16 protein-coding genes and 1 tRNA gene are annotated in these 21,770 nt (G+C 69.2%); 7 read left to right on the plus strand and 10 right to left on the minus strand.

The window, feature by feature from the left end:
* Positions 1 to 491 precede the first annotated feature (491 nt).
* The 3 genes from ABZ664_RS14010 (at position 492) to ABZ664_RS14020 (ending at position 1,853) form a co-directional block, all read left to right on the plus strand.
* The gene (locus tag ABZ664_RS14010; RefSeq protein WP_362508139.1) at positions 492 to 815 is read left to right on the plus strand and encodes a hypothetical protein; all 324 of its coding nucleotides are present in this window, start codon (positions 492 to 494) and stop codon (positions 813 to 815) included.
* Positions 816 to 902: 87 nt separating this feature from the next.
* Positions 903 to 1,298, plus strand: coding sequence for an OsmC family protein (locus ABZ664_RS14015; RefSeq protein WP_362508142.1), 396 nt, complete (start codon positions 903 to 905; stop codon positions 1,296 to 1,298).
* A 478-nt stretch (positions 1,299 to 1,776) separates the two neighbouring features.
* A tRNA-Lys gene (locus ABZ664_RS14020) sits at positions 1,777 to 1,853 on the plus strand.
* A 152-nt stretch (positions 1,854 to 2,005) separates the two neighbouring features.
* Here the strand turns inward: ABZ664_RS14020 and ABZ664_RS14025 are convergent.
* Positions 2,006 to 3,772 (minus strand): protein kinase, encoded by a 1,767-nt coding sequence (locus ABZ664_RS14025; protein WP_362508145.1) that lies wholly within the window; start codon positions 3,770 to 3,772, stop codon positions 2,006 to 2,008.
* Between the two features lie 6 nt (positions 3,773 to 3,778).
* Positions 3,779 to 5,179, minus strand: a complete 1,401-nt coding sequence (locus ABZ664_RS14030; protein WP_362508148.1) for a DUF4407 domain-containing protein — start codon at positions 5,177 to 5,179, stop codon at positions 3,779 to 3,781.
* 305 nt (positions 5,180 to 5,484) lie between these two features.
* Between ABZ664_RS14030 and ABZ664_RS14035 the strand changes: the two genes are divergently transcribed.
* The 4 genes from ABZ664_RS14035 to ABZ664_RS14050 are packed head-to-tail and all read left to right on the plus strand — an operon-like array spanning position 5,485 to position 11,598.
* A complete protein-coding gene (locus ABZ664_RS14035) occupies positions 5,485 to 6,951 on the plus strand; it encodes a hypothetical protein (RefSeq protein WP_362508151.1) in 1,467 nt (488 codons plus the stop codon).
* Entirely contained in the window at positions 6,948 to 7,967 is a 1,020-nt protein-coding gene (locus ABZ664_RS14040; protein ID WP_362508154.1) for a hypothetical protein, read from the plus strand. The genes ABZ664_RS14035 and ABZ664_RS14040 overlap by 4 nt, the downstream gene beginning before the upstream one ends.
* Before the next feature lie 20 nt (positions 7,968 to 7,987).
* Complete coding sequence (locus ABZ664_RS14045) at positions 7,988 to 9,910, plus strand: hypothetical protein (RefSeq protein ID WP_362508157.1); 1,923 nt, start codon at positions 7,988 to 7,990, stop codon at positions 9,908 to 9,910.
* A 14-nt stretch (positions 9,911 to 9,924) separates the two neighbouring features.
* Positions 9,925 to 11,598: a hypothetical protein gene (locus tag ABZ664_RS14050; RefSeq protein ID WP_362508161.1), complete on the plus strand. Its 1,674-nt coding sequence runs from the start codon at positions 9,925 to 9,927 to the stop codon at positions 11,596 to 11,598.
* A 145-nt stretch (positions 11,599 to 11,743) separates the two neighbouring features.
* On the opposite strand, the gene ABZ664_RS14055 is transcribed toward ABZ664_RS14050, so the two are convergent.
* From ABZ664_RS14055 to ABZ664_RS14090, 8 genes are all read right to left on the minus strand, one after another.
* Positions 11,744 to 14,551 carry a hypothetical protein gene (locus tag ABZ664_RS14055; RefSeq protein WP_362508164.1) on the minus strand — a complete coding sequence of 936 codons (2,808 nt, stop codon included), beginning with the start codon at positions 14,549 to 14,551 and terminating at the stop codon, positions 11,744 to 11,746.
* Positions 14,548 to 15,846, minus strand: coding sequence for a CHAT domain-containing protein (locus ABZ664_RS14060; protein WP_362508276.1), 1,299 nt, complete (start codon positions 15,844 to 15,846; stop codon positions 14,548 to 14,550). Before ABZ664_RS14060 ends, ABZ664_RS14055 begins: the two co-directional genes overlap by 4 nt.
* 5 nt (positions 15,847 to 15,851) lie before the next feature.
* Positions 15,852 to 17,612, minus strand: coding sequence for a hypothetical protein (locus tag ABZ664_RS14065; RefSeq protein ID WP_362508166.1), 1,761 nt, complete (start codon positions 17,610 to 17,612; stop codon positions 15,852 to 15,854).
* A complete protein-coding gene (locus ABZ664_RS14070) occupies positions 17,609 to 18,544 on the minus strand; it encodes an AAA family ATPase (protein ID WP_362508169.1) in 936 nt (311 codons plus the stop codon). The genes ABZ664_RS14065 and ABZ664_RS14070 overlap by 4 nt, the downstream gene beginning before the upstream one ends.
* Positions 18,541 to 18,882, minus strand: a complete 342-nt coding sequence (locus ABZ664_RS14075; RefSeq protein WP_362508172.1) for a CU044_2847 family protein — start codon at positions 18,880 to 18,882, stop codon at positions 18,541 to 18,543. The genes ABZ664_RS14070 and ABZ664_RS14075 overlap by 4 nt, the downstream gene beginning before the upstream one ends.
* Before the next feature lie 335 nt (positions 18,883 to 19,217).
* Positions 19,218 to 19,853, minus strand: coding sequence for a hypothetical protein (locus ABZ664_RS14080; RefSeq protein WP_362508174.1), 636 nt, complete (start codon positions 19,851 to 19,853; stop codon positions 19,218 to 19,220).
* 13 nt (positions 19,854 to 19,866) lie between these two features.
* Positions 19,867 to 20,988 carry a transposase gene (locus ABZ664_RS14085; protein WP_362508177.1) on the minus strand — a complete coding sequence of 374 codons (1,122 nt, stop codon included), beginning with the start codon at positions 20,986 to 20,988 and terminating at the stop codon, positions 19,867 to 19,869.
* 61 nt (positions 20,989 to 21,049) lie between these two features.
* Positions 21,050 to 21,721, minus strand: coding sequence for a hypothetical protein (locus tag ABZ664_RS14090; protein ID WP_362508180.1), 672 nt, complete (start codon positions 21,719 to 21,721; stop codon positions 21,050 to 21,052).
* Positions 21,722 to 21,770: the final 49 nt, after the last annotated feature.

Here is a 21,770-nt window from a genome sequence, read left to right on the forward strand (position 1 = left end):
ACGAATCGCCGAGGAGGGCCTCATCATGTCCGACAACCGATCGTCCGCCGGCCGACAGGGGGAGCCGTCCGCACGAACCGGGAGGAGCCCCGGGGTGGAACCCGGGAAGAGTTTCGGGAGGGGCCCCGAGGAGGGAGCCGGAACGAAGCCCGAAACGAAACCCGGTGCGGAACCCGGGACCGAATCACGTCCGGTCCCCAAGCCGGGACCTCCACCCAGGCCGGGGCCGGTTCCCAAGCCGGGGCCTCCTCCGAAGCCGGGCCCGGGGACCAAGGCGGGGACGAAAGCCGGGCCGGAGACGGAAACCAGGCCGGCGGACATGATCGATGAAGAGGGTATATGACTCCGTGAAACCAAGATCACCTTAGTCGGGACCGTGGTCGACGGCCGGAGACCGCTCTTCGGGCGTTCATCGACATGCTTTCGCGGCGCCACCACGGGAAAGACACCGCTCCGGCCGACGCGTTGACGGTGCATACCGTCAATTGCGCATGATGGTCATATTCTCGGGGCAGAAGGGGCGTGAGGGGGTGGGTCTGTTGGAAACGGACGAGCTTGAGACGCTGTCGGCCCAGGAACTGCATGATCGCGCGGTGCACTACGCCGTGCACCACGGAGATCTCGGCTTTCTGTGGGAGTTGCTCACGTTGATCCCCGCGGCGAATGCGTCCACGGGCAGCGAGACTGAGACGACCAACGACCTCAGCAAGGTCTCGGCCCTGCTCAGCGATGCGATGGCCTCGGGCCACGGAGAGCTGGGAGAGGCGTTGCGACCGTTCTACATCGAATACCTCTCCAAACATCCCGAAGCCTGAGGGAGTCTCCTTCCTGCCTCAACCCGGGCGTTCCTCCACCTGCGCGCCTCTGTAGGGTGATCGGCAGGTTCTCAGGGGAGGGACGCCATGGCACAGGTGAGAGTGGAGCGGACCGAGGACGGGTTCGTGGCGCGCAACGACCGCGGAGCCGAGGTCGCGATGGGCGGCGGTGACGAGCAGGGGGTGTTCACCCCCGTCGAGCTGCTGCTCGCCGCGCTCGGCGGCTGCAACATCGTCACCGTGGAGCCGCTCACGGCCCAGCGCGGCCACCGCATGGTCCGTCTCGCCATGACCGTCCAGGCCGAGAAGATCGAGACCTCCAGGCTGGGGCCGATCACCATCACCTACGACGTGGAACTGCCCGAGGGCGACGAGAAGGCCGCCGAGGTCTTCCGCGCCGTGGCCCACCGCGTCGAGGAGAAGTACTGCACGGTGAGCCGCGCTCTGAAGGACAATACCGAGATCAATCTCGAACTCCCCTGACGACCCCGCCGGGCGCCCCAGCCGATGCGCCACCGACCCCCAACCAATGCGATCGCCTCCTCGACGGCACGCTTCCCCATGCCCGCAGGGCTGACGGCGCTTCGGTGATACCGGGTCAAGGTTGGGTGTAGGCGCAAAATCAACCTTTGGATGACGCGCTCGTTGCATTTGACTAGGTAGTGTTGTTGCAGGTCGAGGGGTCTGCGAAGCCCGGGGGGAGCGTTGCAGAGACTTTTCACCGGATAAGAACGCGAGGGGGATCGCGTTCCTGAGCGGAGCCGCCCGAGTCTTGGGGGAGACGACGGCAAAGCCCGCGAAGAGGCCGGGGCCGGACAGTTGGGGGACTGTCCGGCCCCGCGTCTGTTCAGGGGCAGATTCGGATTCCGGGCGATTCACGGGAGGATCCGGACAGGGGCCGACCGGGATCAATCGGGGTGCGAGCGCGCTGAGGCTGCTGCTAGAGTTACCTCCGTCGCAAGCGCCGCTAGCTCAGTTGGTTAGAGCAGCTGACTCTTAATCAGCGGGTCCGGGGTTCGAGTCCCTGGCGGCGCACCACCGGCTCAAGCCGATGACCTGGGCACCTTCCGCATCGCGGAGGTGCCCTCAGTCATTTCCGGCCCCGCCCGGTCCCTGTCAGGCCTTCATCCGGCCGTCGTCCGGCTCCCACCAGACCTTCACCCGGTCCTCACCCGGCCATCGTCCGGCGGTCACCTCCGGCCACCGCCCGGGTTTTCCGGGCGTGCCCCTCCCGCGCGCGGCCGTTGCTCCCTCGGCGGACGCATATGGCGCAGGACCTGAGCGCGTACGGCGTCGTCGAGCCCGTTGAGCAGGCGGTCGGCGCGGCCGTCGGAGGAGGATCCGAGCAGTCCGGCGATGACGGCCGGGGGCAGGTAGCCGAGCACGCCACACGCCCTTTTCACCGGCATCGTCTCGATCAGGCGGATGGCGAGCGGGCTCGCCGAGAGGGCGCGGACGATTCCGGCCGTGGTCCGCGTGTCCGTACACGCGAGGATCTTCGCGGCCTCACCGGGGGGAACGGCGCCCAGCAGTGCGCCGCCCCGCCCGGGATCGATGTGGCTCAGTGCCTGGCCCGCGCGGGTCGTCCCCATCGCTCGCAGCATCGCGGCGGCCTCCTGAGGCTTGGCCGCCATCACGTTCAGCACGGCGCCGCCGGTCCTCGCCGGAGCCGCGTCGAGGATCGAGGCGGCCCTCACTGCCGACAGTTCCCGCAGGATCGCCGCCGCGACGTCCGGCTCCATCCGGATCAGCACCCGCTGGGCGCTCTCCGTGGGAAGGCGGGCGAGCAGCCGCGCCGCGGGTGAGGCCGCCATGGCGCCGAGAACCCGTGCGGTTTCCGCCGGATCCATCCCTCCGAGATCCACGGACCTCTCCGGCGTGCGATCCGCGACTCCGGGCACGGGGCGGCGCGAGGGGGAGCGGGTGAGGTGGGGGGAGGGAGGTGAGGGGTTCGCTTCGTGACGGGGTGATGGAGGCGAGGGGGTGAGATCGGGTGGAGGAGAGGCGGGGGACGCCTGGCGATGGTGCGGCGGGGGAGACGCGGGGGTCGCCTCGCGGCGATGCGGTGGAGGCGAGGGCGCGAAGCCGGGAGAAGGAGATGCGGGAGCGGACCTGGATCGGTGCTGCGCGGGGTGGCTCCGGGGGGTGGCGACGATCGACCTCAGAACCTCCCTGAGCTCCCAGGCGTCCATCCGCCGTTCGGGGGCCTTGCGCAGCAGCCTGACGATGGCGTCGGAGAGCGGCCCCGTACGGGTGAGGGGGGGAGGGGCGTCGAAGGTGATGGCCTTCATGGTGGCCGGCACGCTGCCGCGGAAGAACGGTGAGTGGCCCTCCAGGGCGTGGAAGAGGGTGGCACCCAGGGACCACAGGTCGGCGGGCGGCCCCGGGGGGAGGCCGTTGATCCGTTCGGGCGCCATGTACTCCAGGGTGCCCGCGAAGGCGTTCTGCGAGGTGAGGCGGCTCTCGCCGACGATATGGGCGATGCCGAAGTCGACGAGGAACACCTCGTTCTCCTCGCCGAGGAGGATGTTGGCGGGCTTCACGTCGCGGTGCAGCACGTCGACCCGGTGTGCGGCGGTCAACGCGGCCAGCACCCGCCCGCCGATCTCGGCGATCCGGCGCTCGTCGAGGGGACCCTGCTCGATCAGGTCCTGGAGCGAGTGGCCCTTGACGTGGGCCATCACGATCCAGGAGAGATCGTCCTCCACGAACACGTCGTAGACCTCGACGATGCCGGGGTGCCTGATCCGCGCCGCGGCCCGCGCCTCGCGCAGCACGCGTTGGCGGCGCACGGACAGGGGCTCTCCGTTCGGTGACAGGACGAGCTCCTTGAGTGCGACGCGGCGGCCGAGCACCTCGTCCTCGGCGAGCCACACGTTGCCCATCCCGCCGCTGCCGATCACGGACAGGAGCCGGTAGCGGCCGTTGACCACGCGGCCGTTCGTCTCGGGGGTCACGCAGGATCAGTCGTCGTCATCGGGGAACAGCTCGATCCTGCCGGGCCGCTCGCCCGCAGGGCCGTCGCCGGAGTCGGATCTGCCGAACACCCGGGTGTTCGGCATCGCGCGCAGCATGTCGTCCTCGGCGGAGTAGTGGTCGCCGTCCAGGGTGCGAGGGTCGGTCATACGCGCGGTGTTCGACGGCCCGGCCGGAGTCTGCACCCTGTGAGCGGCGCGTAACGGGTCTGGCTCCTCCCAGATATCCCATATCGACGCGGGGTCGTCGGGGTCCTGCCGTGTCGCGGAACCCGGTGAGGGGATGGCGGAACCGAACTGGGAGCTGTAGCTGTCTCGCGCGTCGCGGAACTCCTGCTTCGCCGCGAGGTTGAGAATCTTCTCGTAGTTGCCCGGCTTCTGCATCAGCTTGACCGCGACCGGCAGGCACTCGATCAGCAGGAACAGCAGGATCAGCAGGAGGTGGGTCGCCCTGAGGGTGATGTCCTCACCGGACACCTCGTTGAGGGCCTGCAGCCGGATCAGCAGCCCGCCGGTGGCCCGGTTCTCCGCGTCGAACGCGTTCTGCAGGTCGCTCTGACGCCGTACGGCGGCGTCGAGCGACTCCTGGGTCCTGGGCAGTGCCTGCCTCGCCTGGGCGAGGCGCTCTGACCTGCTGTTCTCGTCCGTGGCGGTGAGCTCCGCCTTGCGCTCCTCGATCTGCCGGTTGAGCAGGTCGACCCGGCCTTTTGCCTTCTCGTAGGTCCTCTCGCTGGCCTGGGCGAGGGGGCCGTTGCCCTTGCGCGGACACGTCTTGCCGCCGTAGAGCTGGCACTGCCACTCGTCGTAGAGCTTTTCCGCCTGCTTCTGCTGGGCGTCGCGCTCGGCCGTCAGTGACTTGACCTTCGGGTCCTTGGAGGGATCCAGCGGGACGTCGCCCTCCGAAGTGATCACGTTCTGGAGAGCGGTCACCTCCTTGCGGAGGTCGCCGACCTCACGCCCGACGCTGCCCGCGCTCTGCCGCGTGGCGAACTCGTTGGCACGCTGCTGTTTGATCTGGACGATCTGCGCGTCGATCTCGGATTTGAAGATCTGCAGCACCAGCGGGGTGGAGATGACGATGCCGAGCAGCAGGGCCATGAGGATCCGTGGCAGGGCCACCCGCCAGCGGCGCGACCCGTCGGCGTGCATGGTGCTGACCAGCCAGCGGTCGAGGCTCATGATGGCCAGGCCCCAGACGAGGCTGGCGGGGATGGCGATGAGGAGGGAGACGCCGAGCGCGGAGTTGAGGGCGAATGTCATCGACACGACCGCCAGCACGCTGGTGGTGAGCACCGCCCCGCCGATGCCCTCGAACTTGCCCTGCTCGGTCGGGCAGAGCTTCAGGATTTCTGGGCGTGCGCCGGACAGGGCAATCAGGAGTGTCCTCATCTATTCCCCTTCCGAATGGCGCTCGAACCGGCGGCTATGAACTTTAGATCACGAGCGCGGGGCGTCGCCATGACATGGACACTATTATAATTCCGTAAGGTGTGATTCCTTATACCGCAGGGAAATCAAGCCCGGGGAGCGTCCCGGAGATGATCATTGTGAGGCCGTCGCGACCTTGACAAAAGGCGGAAAGGGAATTACGCCGCAGATGTTCGGGAATTCGCCGGGGGCTTCGGGAGGCGGGCGGAGTCGTCGCGCCGATGGTGCTCCGTGCCTTTCTTCAGACGCGTTACGGAGGCCATCAGGTGACCGAGCCGGGTGAGGTTCCGCTCCGCAAGGCTCTCGCCGGGGCGGTCGCGGGACTCGACGAGTCCGGGGGGCTGACCGTGGTGGAGGTGGCCGCCGACGGCATCACCACGTTCCACCTGCGCCGCGACGACCTGGGCAGGCCGCGCTGCCGGTTCACCCCGGTGATCCCGTGGACCTCTCTGTCGGGGGAGGGCGGGCGCGATTTCGCGCGGGGTGACCTCACGTGGCAGGACCCCGCGCGGCGTGATGCCGCGAGGCAGGACCCCACGGAGGAAGCCGTCCTCCGCGCCGCGGGCGTCCACTCCCACGACGTGCTGATCCTTGTCTGCTCCTTCCCCGACAGTCCTCTGGCCGGGCAGGCGATGGCCTGGCTGCACGCGGCGTGCCCGGAGGCGATGGCCTTCGTCCAGGCGGACGTGCGGGTCGACGCGCTGCTGCGCGAGGTCGTCAGGAACGACCCGCTGGACCGCCCGTACGAGTTGGTCGTGCTGAGACGGAGCGCGGTGACGGGTGGGCTCGAACTCGCCGCTCACCAGCTGTTCGGCATCGGGGCGAGGCCAGGCGCGGTCGTCGAGGTCAGCGCTCGCTGTGAGGCGGGTGACGAGAGGGGCACCGCGTTCGCCGTGGTGGCCTGGGGGCACAGGCCGCTGCTGCTGTCGGTGCAGTCGGCGAGGCTCGTCCCCGGCCTTCACGATTTCACGGTCGAGCTGGAGAGACCCGGCCGGGTCCGTTTCCTCGGCCTGCCGGGGCTGGTGGACGACGACCGCAGCTGGGCCGACCTGGTCGAGGCGGTCCCGCGCCGGCTCGACACCCGGGACGGCTCGCGGCACCTGATCTGCGCGGTGGAGATCAGCGGTGCTCCGGATGACGTCACGACGCGGCTCGACCGCATCCGTCAGATGATCACAAGGATGTCCGCGGACCCCTCGGGCTTCCTCCAGGTTTCACTGGTCACCTACGGTGCGCACTCCTACGACCGGAGGGTTCCCGAGGTGAAGGTGGAGGTCGCGGACTGGCTGGTTCCTCCCGGGCAGGCCCTCGCCTCGCTGTCCCGCCTGGAGGAGCGCGACCCGGCGCCCGAAGGCCACCCGCACGGTGCGCAGCTGGAGGACATGCTCGCCGTGGTGGCCGGCCGGATCGGTGAGGGAGAGGCCGAGCGGACGGTGCTCCTCACGGTCGGCGACCGGCCGCCGCATCCGGCCAGAGTGAACGGGACGATCCTGCCCTGCCCGTATCGGCACGACTGGCGCGCGCTGCTGCGCCGGCTCGGACAGCACCCCGGCATCGCGTTCGGAGCGATCTGCGACCGAGACGTCGGAGAGGCCGACCCCGTCTGGTCCCGCCTGGGCGCCACCGCGCTGACCTGGCTGGACGCCCTGGACATCAGAGAGTTCGGTGCCGAGCTCGGTCTGACGGCGCCTCAGGACCAACCGATCCCCTTCCCCCTGATTGAGGTGCCATGACGAACATGTGGAGCGGGCAGCGCGTGGCTCCCGACCTCGGATCCGAGCGTTCGCTGCCCAACATCGCGATGTGGGGCGCTCCGGGCAGTGGGAAGACCACGCTTCTCGCCGCGCTCAACATCGCCCTGCTCCGCCAGGAGGGCGACTGGAGCGTCGTGGGCGCGGACGCCCAGTCCACCAGCTTTCTGACGGAGAAGACCACGGCACTGTCGCGGGACAAGGTGTTCCCTCCGGCGACGCAGGGGCTGGACAACTACAACTGGTTCCTGGTGGGGCAGCACAGGCGGCGCGCACGCTGGTTCCGCAGGTCGAGGACGACCCGTGCCCTCAAGATCGGCATCAATCTTCTCGACCCGCCCGGCGGGGCGTTCGGCAACCAGCGAGGGGGTGGCGCCTCCCAGCAGGACCTGCTCCGCAACCTGGTGCACAGCAGGGGCATCGTCTTCCTCTTCGATCCCATCAGGGAGAACGAGGACGGTGACGCGTTCGAATACTTCTACGGGGCCCTGGCCCAGCTCGCCGAGCAGGTGATCGCCGGATCCGCGGTGACGGACGGCAAGCTGCCGCACCATCTCGCGGTCTGCATCACCAAGTTCGACGACTTCAAGGTGCTGGAGACGGCGAAGCGGCTGAGGTTGCTCACGACCGACCCCGAGGATCCCTTCGGGTTTCCCCGGGTGGCGAACGACGACGCGAAAGAGCTGTTCCAGCAGCTGTGCAGGGTGTCGGCGAGCGGAAACGCGGATATGGTACTGAATGCTATTGGGCGATTTTTCCGTGAAGACCGAATTAGGTACTTTGTCACGTCATCGATTGGTTTCTACGTCGGCCCGAAGAACAAGCTCTTCGACATGGACGACTATCAGAATCTTGTTCCGATGATTTCCCGGCCGGCGGACGGTGAGCCGGCCTCCGAGACCCGATACAACACCGAGATCCGGATACGCGGCGAAGTGCGCCCCATCAATGTGATGGAGCCGATGCTCTGGCTCGGACAGCGGATTTCCGCGCCGTAGCCGATCAGGAGGACTGGCCGATGAGCACGGTGCGCCTGCCGTTCGAATGGGCGGTCGGGGGAAAGCTCCCCGGCAGCGGCGACGACTACAGGATCCTCGCCTGCAGCCAGGGGCTGCTCAGCCGCGACGACTTCGAGGACATCAGGACCGTCTACACGATCGGCACTCCCGAGGAGCTGCCCCAGGTCGTGATCGCGTGGGTGGGCAGCGGGGATGACGCGCACCTGGTCCTGGCCATCCAGAGCTGGTCGGACGAGGAGGACAGGCGGCACCGCAGGATCGCCCGCACCCACTACTTCTGCGTGCCGTACGCCCACATCGCCCAGTCCGCCTTCCCGGTGTCCTACGAAGATCTCTACCAGGCTCTCGGGGCGTTCCCGATGGACACGGAGAGGCAACTCGTGGTCCCCGTGCCCGCGTTCGACTCCGGCGCGGTCGCGGCGAGGATCAACTGGACGGCCATCTGCGCGGCCGCGCTGCTCATGACCGGTCAGCACGTCTGCGTCGTGGGTGGCGAGGCCGTTCCGATGATCGAGCGTCTGCGATTCCTCGACACGGTGGCCGCGCTGCTCCCGTACGGCATGCGCGCGAGGCTGACGGCGTCGACCTGGGCGAGCAGCACCGCCGACCACAAGATCAGACTCGCGTTCACCCAGCACGTCCCGGCGGGGACATACCCGGTCGTCTGGGGGCGGCCGGCGGAGATCCCCGATCGGGAGGAGGACGCGTACCGTTACCTCACCCTGCTGGCGCGTCACGATCCGGACGCCGATCTGGTCGACTGGCTCGCCTCGCGGACCGAACCGCTCACGTTCGGCAAGAACGGCAGGGCCCGTGCGCTGGACCTCCTACGGGGGTTCAAACCCTCAGTACCCGCACTCATGCCCCCGCCCGTGTCCCCGCGCGCTCAGGACTCGGTGGAAGGGCTGCTGACCGAGTGCGCCGACGTCCTCGAACGCGGCGGGACGGCCGAGATCAGGGATGTCCTCGAAAGGCTGGACGACGCTGTCGCGAACCGAGGGTCGGCGATCTCGGACGACGAGCGGGCCCGGTACCAGAAAATCATCAGGGACCGCCGGCTGCTGCCGCCGAAGGACGGTCTGCCCGAGGAACTGCGGGCCTACCTGCTCGCGGTGATCCAGATGGCCGGACACGGTCCGCCGGCCCCGTCCGCGCCGCGGACGGACGAGGTCGCCCGGGAGGTGGCCCCGCCGGTCAGGGTGTCGACGACGGCGATCGTCCACAGGCCCTCTCCCGATCCGGTCGCCTCCATGAAAACGGCGCACGACCAGGGTAGGGAGGAGCTGGAGGAGATACTCAGGCCACTGCAGACCAGGGACCTGGTCGCGATGGCCGCACGGCAGCCCTACGACATGCGGGTGATGGAGATCGCCTGTGACGAGCTCGTGAGGCGGGGTGGCGGCGATGCCGAAGACCCCCAGATCGCCGAGGCCCTGCGCGAGTACGGTTATCTCGCCGACGCGATCAGCGGGCTTCATCCGACCGGAGACCGGGCCCGGTTCGAGAGGCTCTACCGCCTGCTGAGGGCGGCCTACGGGCCGGAGTTCGGCCCCAAGCAGTTCGAGGAGGTCGTCCGTTCCTCGGGCTGGCAGTCGGCGCCGCTGTTCGCCACCGCGGCGTTCCTGTTCGGCAAGGGCGCGGGGGACGCCCTGAAGAAGTCCGCCATCAACCTCGTGCGCGATTCGGGACTCGACCGCAAGGTCATCGAGGAGATCGAGAGGTCGCTGCTCGAATCCGAGTCGGGTGTGGGCCACCTGATCGCGGCCGATCCGCCGAGGAAGAAGCGGAGGCAGTGGTTCGGGCGCGGGCGACGAGGCAAAAGGGCCGAGTATCCCGTGCCCCCCTTCACCCTGTACTCCGTGATCGTCGCGCTCATGATCATCGCACTCGTGGAGCTCTTCCTGCTCTTCCCGGACTTCTGAGTGGGAGGCCGGCCATGCCGATAACCGTCGAGTGGGCGCTGTGGGGCATGTCCCCGGGAAGCAAGGGCCTGCCCGAGGTCCTGTCCTGCGGTCAGGGACGGATCCCCCGCTCGGGCTTCTCCGAGCTCGTCGAGCGGTACGCGATGACGACCCCCAGGCAGCTCCCCCAGGTGACGATCGCCTGGGCCGGCGCCGCCGAGGACGCGCACATCTTCCTCGCCGTCCAGGAGTGGTCCGGCACGTTCGACGGGTTGGGCCGGGAGATAGCGGTCACCCGCTGCTTCTGCGTGCCCTACGCGCAGGCCGCCTTCGGCCCCGTCTCCTACGAGCGGCTCTACCGGGCGCTGAACGATCAGAGACCGCCGGACGGCGGTCCGCTCGTCATCGACCCGCCGGCACTGGACGCCGAGGTCACCGCGGAGGCCGTGGACCAGACCGTCATCGGCGCGGCGGCCCTCCTGCTCACGGGGAAAAAGGTCTGCGTCGTCGAAGGCGGCGGAGCGTCGCTGCTCGACCGGCTCAGGTTCCTGGACACGGTGGCCGCGCTGCTCCCGTACGGCTTCAGGACCAAACTGATCGCCTCGACGTGGGCTCCCCTCGCGACCGGTCACCGGAGCAGGCTGTTCTTCGCCGACCACCCGTCGGAGAACGCGCTCACCATCACCTGGAAGCAGGGGGTGAGCGTTCCCGAGAGCCATCCCGTCGCCCACCGCTATCACGAGATGCTGGCGAGCGGGATGGAGAAGGGACTCGCCGGGCTGATCGCGCGGTTCGCCCGTGACACCGGGCAGCGGAGGTTCTCCACGGAGGACCTGGAGGTCGTCCCTTCGATCGTCGAGTCCGGTGGCGAGCCCACCCACACGTCGATCGACGACCTGCTGATCGCCTGCGCCGACAGCATCGAGGAGGAGCAGGTCGGCCTGATCCCCGATCACCTGGCCCGGCTCGACGCGCTGCGGGGTTCGGCCGCGGTGAACGGCGGCGTGCGTCGCCGCCGCAACATCGTGAGCGACCGCCGCCTCCTGGCCAGGAGCCCCGTCCTGGTCCCGTCGGTCCAGGAGCATCTCTACGACCTGGTGCTGAGCGTGGCCTACGGGCCCAAGCTCACCGTGGACGGGCTTGAGCAGATCCTCAGGGACGTGGATCCGGTTCCCGCGCGGCTTCTGACCGCGCTGTCCCGGATGCCGGTGGCCGACCCGGCCGTCACGGTGAGGCTCGCCGGCCGCCTCGACCCGCGCCGGTCCGCGCCGGCCCTCGCGTCGCTCTCCGTCGAGAAACTGGTCGAGGCGGGAGACCGGGAGCCGATCGACACCTCCGTCGTGCGGCTGGTGTGCTCGGAACTCGCGGCCCGCTGCGCCAAGCCCTCACAGCGGGCCGGCATCGGCACGGCGTTGCGGGGCCGCGCACGTCTCAGGGCCGCGATCGAGCGGCTTGAGGGGACCGACGCGGACAGCCGGTTCGAGAGGTGCCTCGTCCTGCTGGTGGCCGACTACGGCTCGTCCATCGACTCCGACGAGTTGCGGGAGGCCTTCACCTCTCACACCGAGGTGTTGCCGGTGCCGCGGCTCGCCGCGCTCGCACTGCTGTGCGACGCCCCCGCCCGACAGCTGCTCGCGCAGCTCGTCTTCCGCGAGCTACTCGTCCAGGGGGGCATCACATCAAAGACCTTCGAGAAATTCCAGCTCTAGCGATGACAACCCGGAGGATCCCGATCCGTCGCGCACGCACGTTCCCCTGTCACGGAAGCAGCACGCTCACGCGCCGCCTCGGATCACCTACCGCGCACGCCTCCGGCCTCGGACCGGGGAGAGAAGAACCCCGGAGCGCTCCGCCTCACGGCTGCGCCAGCCAGAGGAAGGGCTTCTCCACGTCGATCGGATGCACCTCGCCGCGTACCCGGACCTCACCGGCGGGGTGGGTACCGGATTCGGTGGAGGAGGCCGGTTGACCGCCCTCGCGTCCGGGGGCCGCCGGAACGATGTTCTGGTGGTCCTCCATGTCGAAAAGCCTCTTCCTGGGATCGAGATAGAAGCCGATCGACGAGGTCACGAAGTATCTGGTCCGGTTTTCGTGGAACAGGCGGCTCAGGACGTTCGGCAACATGCCGGGGTATACGTCCGACAATCCGCACAGCTGCGTGAACAACTCCTCGGCGTCCTCGCCGACCACCCGGGGAAACCGGAAGGGGTCCTCGGGGTCGGTCGTGAGCAGTCTCAGCCGGTTAGCCGTCTCCAGCACCCTGTAGTCGTCGAACTTGGTCACGCAGACCGCGAGACGGTGCGGCAGGCGACCGGTCTCGTCGAGAGGCAGGCCGAGCTTCGGCAGCGTCCTCAGGAAGAAGCCGGTGGCGTCGTCCCACCCGGATTCGCGGAGGGGGTCGAAGAGATAGATCAGATCGTCACAGGCGGCGAGCCATCGTGCCATGTCCTCGCGCGGCCTACCTGAGGTGGTCATGGAGCCGAGGTGGAGGACGACGCCGGTCTCACGGCGCCCCATCCCCATGAAGCCCCGGGACAACCGGCTCGTGCGGATCGTCACCTCCGCGTCGTCCAGGTCGGCGCTCGCCGGGGGGAACCTGTGTTCCCGTACGAGGACGTCGGTGAGTGCGACGAGCCGAGTGGCCGCCGCGCTGTCGGCGCCCAGCACCGACAGGCCGGAGTTCTGGCGCAGGACCGCCACGTTGAGCGCGCCGAGAAAGGCCGACTTGCCGCTGCCCACGGCGCCCAGCAACCCGATACGGCGCACGATGTGTTCGGGTTCGGCTGCCAGATCGCGCCCGGCCGCGAGTACGCGCGTGAGCGCGGGACTCCCGGCGGAGGCGACGTGCCGGATGGCCATCGCGTCCACGAGGGCGGCGGGGTCGGCCCGTCGCAGTTCCACGGCGTGGTCGGCGCCGATCCTTCGCAGGTGCGGGGACACCTGGCCGGGTGGGTCGTCGGTGACGGCCATGAGACGCACCCCGCGCTCGGCGAGCCGATCGGTCAGCTTGCGATGGTCGTAGCGGTTCGGGCAGGGAAGCGCGGTGTCTCGGCTCGCCCTGGCCGGGTGGGGCGGTTGCCCCGCCAGCACCAGCAGGACGACGGGCCGGTCCTGCTCACCGGAGGGAAGACGCTCGTCGATGTAATGCAGCGCGTCCTCCAGGGGAGCCGCCCCGGGGAAGACCGCCGACGTCGACTCCAGATTCGCCAGTGACTCCAGGGCGTCCTCCGCGGGCTCCAGCCAGGAGCCGGTGACCACCGGCCGGCGCCCGTCGCCGCGGCGCTTGTAGTCGTGGTAGGTGTAGCCGACGACCGCGACGTTCACCTCGCCGGGATAGGTGACCGCGAGCCGTTCGATGGTGTCCGCGGCCAGTTGCCTGCGTCGCTGGACCGCCTCGTGCCTCCCGGACATCTCGATGGCGAAGATCACGTCTGCCCGCTTCGGCGGGACGGGAGCGGGACGGGCGTCCATCTCATCCAGCACGTAGGCGGCTTCGTCCAGGAAATCGACGTCGACAGGCGGCGGGGCATCGGTATCGAGGTACGACGTGATGGGGTCCGGCACGAGGGCGGGGCGTCCCCAGAGGTTCGGGCCGTTCATCCGGTCCGGACCGCCCGGTCTGCTTCCGGGCGCCTCGGGCAGCTGTCCGGGAAGCAGTCTGTTCACCTCACGCATCGTGATCGCCACCCCGCCGCCGAGGCCGTCGGCGGAGGCGACAATTCCGACGACGGCCGCGTAGCCCGGCGACCACACCGGGGCGCCGCTGAGGCCGGGATCCAGCCGATGGCCGGGGTCGGTGGTGAGCGTGACGTTCCCGTGAGCGAAAGCGGGATCCACCATCCCCTTGACGATCACACTCCGGCCCTCGACGCCGACCGGCCCCTCCACCAGCCACCGCCGCCCCACCAGGTCGTCCACCTCCTCCAGACGCAGGGGCGCCGCGACCACCTCCGGTGAAGGGGGCTCCGCGAGCAGCAGGAACGCGGGGTCGCCCGGAGACGCCCCCGACAACGCGCCCGAGGTCCCCGCCACCGAGATCACCGAGGCGCCGTATCGGCGCGTCGGCGTGTTCGACCTGGGAAAGGTCACCCACAACCGGTCCGTGGGTCGGTGGCCGGTTGGGACGACGACATGGGCGCAGGTGAGCAGCCGGTTCTCGCCGACGAGGACTCCGGCGCCCACCGGCCTGGGATCGTCTCCCCGATGGATCGCGGCGATCCAGGTCCTCTCCCGCCTTGTCCGGTCTCCCGGCAGGGGAATCCCGGGTATCGCCTGAAGGTCGACCCGACGGTTCTCCCCGGGCGGGAGCGCGGTGATGCGTACGGGCAGCATGTCGGTCCTCACGGTGGCGCCCCTCTGGGTGCTGAGGCTGAGCCGGAGCCTGTGGTCCCCGGCCTCTCCTCGCGCGGTCACGACGAACCTGGCGGGCCCGTACGTGCCACCGAACCGGTGAAGGATCACCGAGATGTCGTCCACCGACTCGACGGCGATCCGCTCCCCGCCGTCGAGCATGCAGCTGAAGACGAACTCCTCCTCCCGGTACGGCCACTCGTCGCCGGGCCGCGCGAGCCTGAGGTCCACCGTGACCAGATACTCCTGGCCCACCGTCATGGTCCGGGGCCAGCTGACCAGCGGCTCCAGCTGGATGGTGGGCGGACTCACCGGGTCTCCTCGCGTGGCGTCGGCCTCAGGGTGGTCTCCGGGCTTCCGAAGTACGCGTACATGAAGGCGTAGAAGAACGGAAGCAGCTTCCCGACGGCTCCCTTGTCGTCCTCGTCAAGGTCGTCCCCGATCGAGGCCGACACCCTTCTTCGATGGTCGCGCAGGGCCACGGCGACGGGCGTCTCCGGGTTCTCGGAGAGCGCGTCGAGCAGGCCCTTCGCCAGGTCGTACCCGTGTTTCAGGCCGACCTCTCCCATGGTCCCGATGAACCCGGAGGCCCCCGCGTCGAGGAAGACCCTGGCGAAGCTGCGCAGGACGGTGTTGTCGAGGTCGGGGTCGACTCTCTCCCTGGCGGAGTGGCAGGCATTGAGGAAGACGAGTCCGCCGGCTCGTTCCAGGCGGAGCAGGTCGCGCGCGTGGACCTGGCGGAGACTGATCCCGCGCTTCGAGTCGCGAGAGCCCTCGAGGAGTTTGATCTCGGCTCCCAAGGAGGGTTTGTCGGCGTTCCCGTATCTTCCGTGGCAGGCCACGTAGACCAGTGAGACGGGGTCGCCCTCCGCGTCCAGAAGATTCAGCAGGTCCTTGAGGGTGACGTCCGTGGTGGTCGTCCGGAATCGATCCAGCAGGGCGCGGTCGTCGGACATGTCGGGAGCGACGTAGGCGAGGATCTCTCCGGTGCAGTCGGTCACCGCGGCGGGCGGTGTCCCCACCGAGCGCGCGATCGGGAACAGCGCGCCCAGCCACTCACCGGCCAGGCCCCTGTCACGGTGCCGCAGCAACTCCCAGGGGAGGTCGTAGCCCGTGAAATCCTCGATGATCATGCGCACGTCGTCGCCGTGCGCCCGGCGGATCGCGGAGATGAAGCCTTTGAGACCCTCGCTCGCGTCCTTGGACCAGCTTCTGAGGCGCCAGAACGTCTCGACCGGAGACTCCCCGCCGCTGCCGCGACGGATGAGGTCTCCCAGGGCGAGCTTGGGAGGCCTCACCTGTTGCGGCTGTCTCTGGTAGGTGAGCGCGATGCCGCAGCAGCAGATCCCCGCGAGTCCGTAACTCTCCCTGCCGGTGCCGCTCTCCCGCCACACGTTCAGGCGGGCGGTCCTGGGGGGCAGACCGGCGGTCGGGTCGACGGAGGTGGAGGGAAGGACGGTTGTCGTGGAAACCTCCGCCCCGGAGGCGCCGACCGGTGCCTCCGCCACCCCGGGATCCTCGGGGGGCCGCGGACGCGCCGGTCCGGCGGCGTGCGGGTTGAAGGGACGTCCGCCGTTGATCAGCGCCCTGCGCAGCCCGTTCGGCATGCCGCTCACCGGGGTTCACCGCCGTGCTGAAGCCGGGCGCCGCAGGCCTCGGCCAGCGCGCGGGTCAGGGTGGCGCCCGGTCGGGGCCCGGGATCGAGGACGACGGCGTGGATCCGTTTCATCCTGCTCAGTTCTCGTGCCATCGCCAGCGCGTCCTCCACTCCCTCCCTGCCGACGAGGTCGGGCAGCTCACCCGTCGCGCTCGCGCGCAACGGGATGTTGCCGCGCCCGTCGGTGACGATGACGAGCAGCACGTCGTCGGCGGGCACCCTCCCCAGGTGGAGCCGGTGGCGCAGCGTCTCGACGGCGAGGTCGAGCCCGTGCGCGAGCGGGGTGCAGCGGCCGACGGGCCGTTCCAGTGCCCGTACGACCCGCGGGTCGAGCAGGCTGGACGCGCTGAACCGCTGGGCGCGGAGCTCGTTGGCGACGCCCGCGGCGCCGACCTCGATCACACAGACACCTGCCCTGCCGGTATAGGCCCACTGCAGATAGGGGGCGAGGGCGTCGAGCCAGTTCCAGCCCGCCCTGCACGTGTGGTCGAGGACGAGGACGAGGAGCCTGGCCGGGTCGGCGCCTCGGCGATGGACCCTCAGATCCGGCGGGATCAGGTGCAGGGGATGCGGGGGGCGCGAGTAGTGATCCTCGCACCGCCGGGCCTGCAGGGGAGCGGCGCCGAGGATGGTGGCGACGATCGCCAGGTCGCCGAAGGCGCCGGGGCGTGATCCGATGGACCTGCCGTGGCTCGGCCGTGAGGAGGAGTGCCGCGTCGTCTGGGAGCGAAGCGACCCCGGGTCCCGTTCCGGCTCGATGTCGTCCTCCGGGTAGGGGCCGCCGAGGTCGGCGGGCGGGGCGGGGCCCGGAGCGAGCGGCTCGGCGGGAGCCGGGGAGACGACGTCGAATCCGTCCGTTCGCGCCTGCGGGGAGCGCTCCTCCCTGTCGCGCCGCCGCCTGGACCCTCCGCCTCCCACGGTGGCGTCATCTCCCCGGACGCCACCGCCGGGGCCGGAGTCGTCGCCGTGACCCCGGCCGCGTGGTGGGGGGAGACGCAGGAGCGACACCGCTCGCTCGACGTCGGCCTCCGTGGTTCGCGCACGGCCGTCGAGGGTCGCCAGCGCCCGGCCGATCCTGGCGAGGGCGAGGTCTCGGCGCGCACCGGCCGTGCCTGTCGCGGTACGGCCGACGACCTCTGTGACCACCTCGTCGGGTACGGTCGCCGGCCGGCCCCCGGCCAGCGCGCGACGCCACTTCTCCGACGGAGGGTCCAGGTCGGCGGAGAGTCCTGAGGCGTCGATGCGCAGGGGGAAGCGGTCGAGCAGATGTGGCGGGATCCGGCCGATGTCGGCGCGGGCGCAGACGGCCACCCACCGGCTTCGCGGTGCCCAGGTCACGCCGAGCCCCTCGCGCTCCAGGTGGGCCACGTCGGTGTCCAGGAGGGTGAGCGCGGCCCGCTGCCCGGTGAGCGAGAGCTTCGCGAGGTCGGAGACGAGGACGGTGAGAGGAGGAGCGCCGGGCCTGTCGACCAGGGGCCCGGGGGAGACGCCGAACGTGGGCCCGGAGGACAGGCCGATCCACGCGCTGTCCGCGACGGCCGACGCTCCCAGCACGTACGGGTGGGGGTTTCCGAGGAGTGAGCCGAGCCACTGCCCGACGTCGAGCAGCAGGGCGGGCTCAAGGTCGAACAGGAGCACCCCGCGAAGCCGTGGATCGAGCGCCGCGCACGCCAGGGCGTACCTCACTCGCGACGCGGTCGGCATGGCCATGGTCACCCCAAGATGATCGTGTCCAGCTGGTCTCGCTCCTTGGCGGTCCACTTGATCGACTCGCCGTACACCGCCTCGGGAAGGCGGTGCGCGAGGGCGAACTCGGCGACCGCGCGGACGTCGTCGGACGTGACGGTGCCGTGTCCGTCCAGTGCCGCCCGTGCTCTGGCGGCGAGTGCCATCACCTTCTCGCCGCGGTGTCCGGCCACCTCGAACTTCGCCGAGATCCGGGAGCAGAGGCCGAGGATCTCGTCCGGCATCTTCACCTCTCCCACCCTCGCCCTGGCCCGGTTGAGCCGCTTTCTTATCTCCCGGTCCTGCCTGGCGCCGTTCTCCAGCCACGAGGAGTCAGGCTTGGTGATCTCCTCCTCGAACCGCAGGACCGTGCGGAGGATCTCGTGCCGCTGCTCGGCCGCCGTCTCGGCACTCACGGGCACCAGCAGGCCGAACCGGTCGAGAAGTTGCGGGCGCAACCACCCCTCCTCCGGATTCATGGTGCCGACCAGGGTGAACTTGACGGCGATCGTCGGCCGGTCGAGCCCTTCCCTGTGGACCACGAGCACGTTGGTCGAGGTGACGTCCAGGATGATGTTGACCAGGTGGTCGTCGAGGAGGTTGACCTCGTCGATGTAGAGGAGGCCCTGTTTGTCGGCGGCCTCCAGCAGGCCCGGCTGCCGTTCGGGCTTGCCCGCCATCAGCGCGTCGATGCTCCAGCCGCCCAGCACGCGGTCCTCGGTGGCGTTGATGGGCAGCGTGACGGGAAGCTCGCCGTAGGCCATCAGGCTGAAGGAGCGCACCGTGGTCGACTTCGCCGTGCCGCGCTCGCCGCTGACCAGCACGCCGCCGATGCCCGGTGCGACGAAGGCCAGCTCCAGGCATCGGAGCAGGTCGGTCTGTCCGACGACGTGGCTGTAGGGCAGAATCCGCACCTTGGTCATGGAGCCGGCTTCCTCCAGCGCAGCGTCACCATGATCTGTGCCCCCGAGCTCAACTCCACGATCTTCGCGCCGACCTTGCCGTCGACCTTCACGGCGAGCTGCATCTCGAACTCGTCGGGACGGGTCTTCTCCTCCATGGCCTCGATCTGGTTGCGCGCCTCGTAGGCGCAGTTCGCCACCATCTGGAGTGCCTCGCTGAACAGGTGGCGGCTGATTTCCAAGGGCTTTTCCAGTGCCCCCCGGGTGTCGTCGTCGTAGATCGAGGCGTGGTCGTTCGTCTCGAATTCGTCGAGCTCTATGTTGATGACCCCGTGACCGGAGGCAGTCGGAGCCGCCACCACAACCATGAAACCTCACAGGAGATCGATGTTGTTCGTTGTGCCGCATGGCAGGTCATTGATTCTGCCGTAGATGCCGGCGTGCGTCACCATATCCACTGATGTGCTTTCTTTGGAATACGGCTCGGTTGATTCTCCTGCCGTCGGTCCTTCGGATGAGATGTCTCGTTTCCGACGGGGTTGGGGCTGGGCTTTCGTGTCGCCGCAGGTCGTGAAGGTGCTCACTCCCCCGGGGAGTCGACCGTCTCACCGCGGCGGGAGCCGAGGGGCCGGCCGCGTTTCGCGGCCTTCGCGCGTGCCGGGGCCGCCGATGTGAGGGCCGTGTCAGTGCGAGATCACAAAGATCCATAAGGTGATTTAGGTGGAATAGTACGAAATATCATTCTAATTCTGGTTCGATGCTGAAGGGGGGAACGGCGGTCCGGCGTCCATCTCCGGTCCTGCGCCGACGCGTGACCGGAAAGTCGCCGCCGCCTCGTCGCCGTATGACCGGAAATCTCGGGAAGGCGCCGTCGACGCGCGGCCAGAAAGGCCGCCTCGATTCGGCGGATGTGCGATGGGAAAGCCTGACCCGGCCGGATCCGCCTTTTCTGGAATCCTGTTCTTTCGCGGCAGGATCTGTCATTCGTCGAAGTGGTGCCGCGAAGTTCGACCCGTGTTTCCGTGGAGTCGTGCCCGCGCCGTACGATCATCGTGGTGCGGTCGGTGCCGGGGTTCCAGCAGGCGCGTAGCACGTCGGCGCTGTGCCGCATGACGGCCGCCCACTGGCCCAGCAGCCGTCCACGCTCCTCGTCGGTCAGGCGTCCCAGAATGTCAGGAGTCGTGCGTACCTGGGCGATCATCCACCAGTCGCTCCGGTCCGCGCACCGGTCGAGCAGCATCGACGCGATCTCGTCGAACGGGTTGTCCCGCCCGGACAGGGTCATGACCCCACGGCTGAAGCCGGGGGCTTGCAGCTCCTCGCCACTCACCGGATGTGAGGGTTCAGGCCGCGTGCGGCTGCATGACGGCAGCCCAGCCCGCGACACCGCGTGCGGCGATGTTGCGGGCTGCGTTGACGTCGGCGTGCTCAGCGAAGCCGCACGACGTGCAGGAGAAGGTTTCCTGGTTCGGCCGGTTGCGCCGGTCGATGTGCCCGCAGGCCGAGCACCCCTGGGAGGTGTAAGCGGGGTCGACGTACATCACGGCGACCCCGCTCCGGGCGGCCTTGTAGGCGACGAACGCACCGAGCTGGTGAAACGACCACGAGTGCAGCGTGACCCGCTGGGGCCTGCGGAGCCGTACCCGCTCGCGGATGCCCTGGAGGTCTTCCAGGGCGATGCCGCGTCCGGTGCGTGCAGCCTCGGTCACGATGGTCTTGGAAATCACGTGGTCGACGTCGCGGGCGAAGCGCGCCTCCTTGCGGCGACGCCGCTTCAGCAGCCGTTTGGCGGACTTGGTCTGCTTGGCCTGAAGGCGGCGGCGCAACTCCCGGTTGCGGTGGCGGACCGCGTTCAGGTGCTTGCCGCAGTGCCGGGTGCCGTCGCTGGTGGTGGCGATGTTCGCGATCCCGAGGTCGACGCCGAGGAAGGCGTCCGGTTCGGTGACATCGACGTCGGGGACGTCGCAGGTGGCCGTCAGCAGCCACAGGCCGTCGCGGTGGATGAGGTCGGATTCGCCTTTGCGGTAGGCGGCCAGCGCGCGGGCCTGGTCGTCGGAGCAGCCGAACCGCAGGCCCTTCATCCGGCCGCCGGTGGTCCAGATGGACACGGTGCGCTCTTGGACCTGCCAGGACAGGCACCGGTCGTCGAACGGCTGGGCGGCGTCCGGGCGGAAGGCGATCGGCCTGTCGAGCGGCTTGCGGAGCCCCGCCTTCACCTGGGCTTTCACCGTCGTGTAGGCGTCGGAGACCTTCTTGATGACGTGCTGGGCGGGCTGGGCCGACAGGCCCATGTCCTTGAGTTGGCCGTAGGTGTGCCTGCGCAGGTCGTAGTTGCGGAACGTCTTCGTCTGCCAGGCGATGCCGGAGACGAGGTTGGCCGCGTCGTTGCACAGGCGCAGCGTGTCCGCCAGCGCCGCCTCCTGGGCGGGCGTGGGGAACAGCCGGACCTGCACAACGAATTTCACGCTGTGAAATCTACCCGCTCGGACCGGCACGTGCGGCGCCGCACGCCATTCCTCCCCAGGGCTAAAGCCCAGGGGATCCCGGCGAACCGTTGCTGAACTTCCGGCGCGTTTTACGGCGCGCGGTGTAGTACGCCACGAAGCACGCGGCGTCGACGTCGGAGACGAACCGCTCCAGTGGGATGTCCGCGCCGAATCCCGTGACGCCCACCATGAGCAGACGTCGCTTGACCTGCTCGGTACCCAGCGTGCCCGCCTTGGCGGCGACCCGGCGCAGCACCCTGAACCGGCGGTTGTACTGCCGCTTGGACAGATCCATGCCCGCGGCCTCCCGGGCGTCCCGGTTGAGCCGGTCGGCCAGGAAGTCACCGCGGTCCGGCGTCCACCGGATCTCGCGTCCCATGTTCGCCGCGAACTCCAGCAGCGACTCGGGAACGTCGGGGTCGACTTCCACCGACCGCTCGAACAGACGGCTCGCCGCCGCGACCTGCCGGGCACCACCCACCGGCCTCGCGTAATCGGTGGACATCGAGGAGAACCGGTCCGCGCGACGGGAGGAGTACCTGGCCGCGCGCTCCAACACCACACGCTCGCGCCGCGACAGCTGCCCGTCCAGTGCTCGCAGCACCAGATCGGCGACGTCCTCGGGCCGGTACCGCCGATCCAGTGAGTCGTGCAACTCGGCGAGGATTTCCCGGCGGGATCGGCCGCTGTCCTTGTCGTCGTGGAACGTCATGGAAGCAATGATCTCGGCTGGTCCGCCCCGGCTTCGACTGGTTTATCCG

It is taken from the genome of Streptosporangium sp. NPDC006930 (assembly GCF_040635605.1).
Taxonomy (GTDB): domain Bacteria; phylum Actinomycetota; class Actinomycetes; order Streptosporangiales; family Streptosporangiaceae; genus Streptosporangium.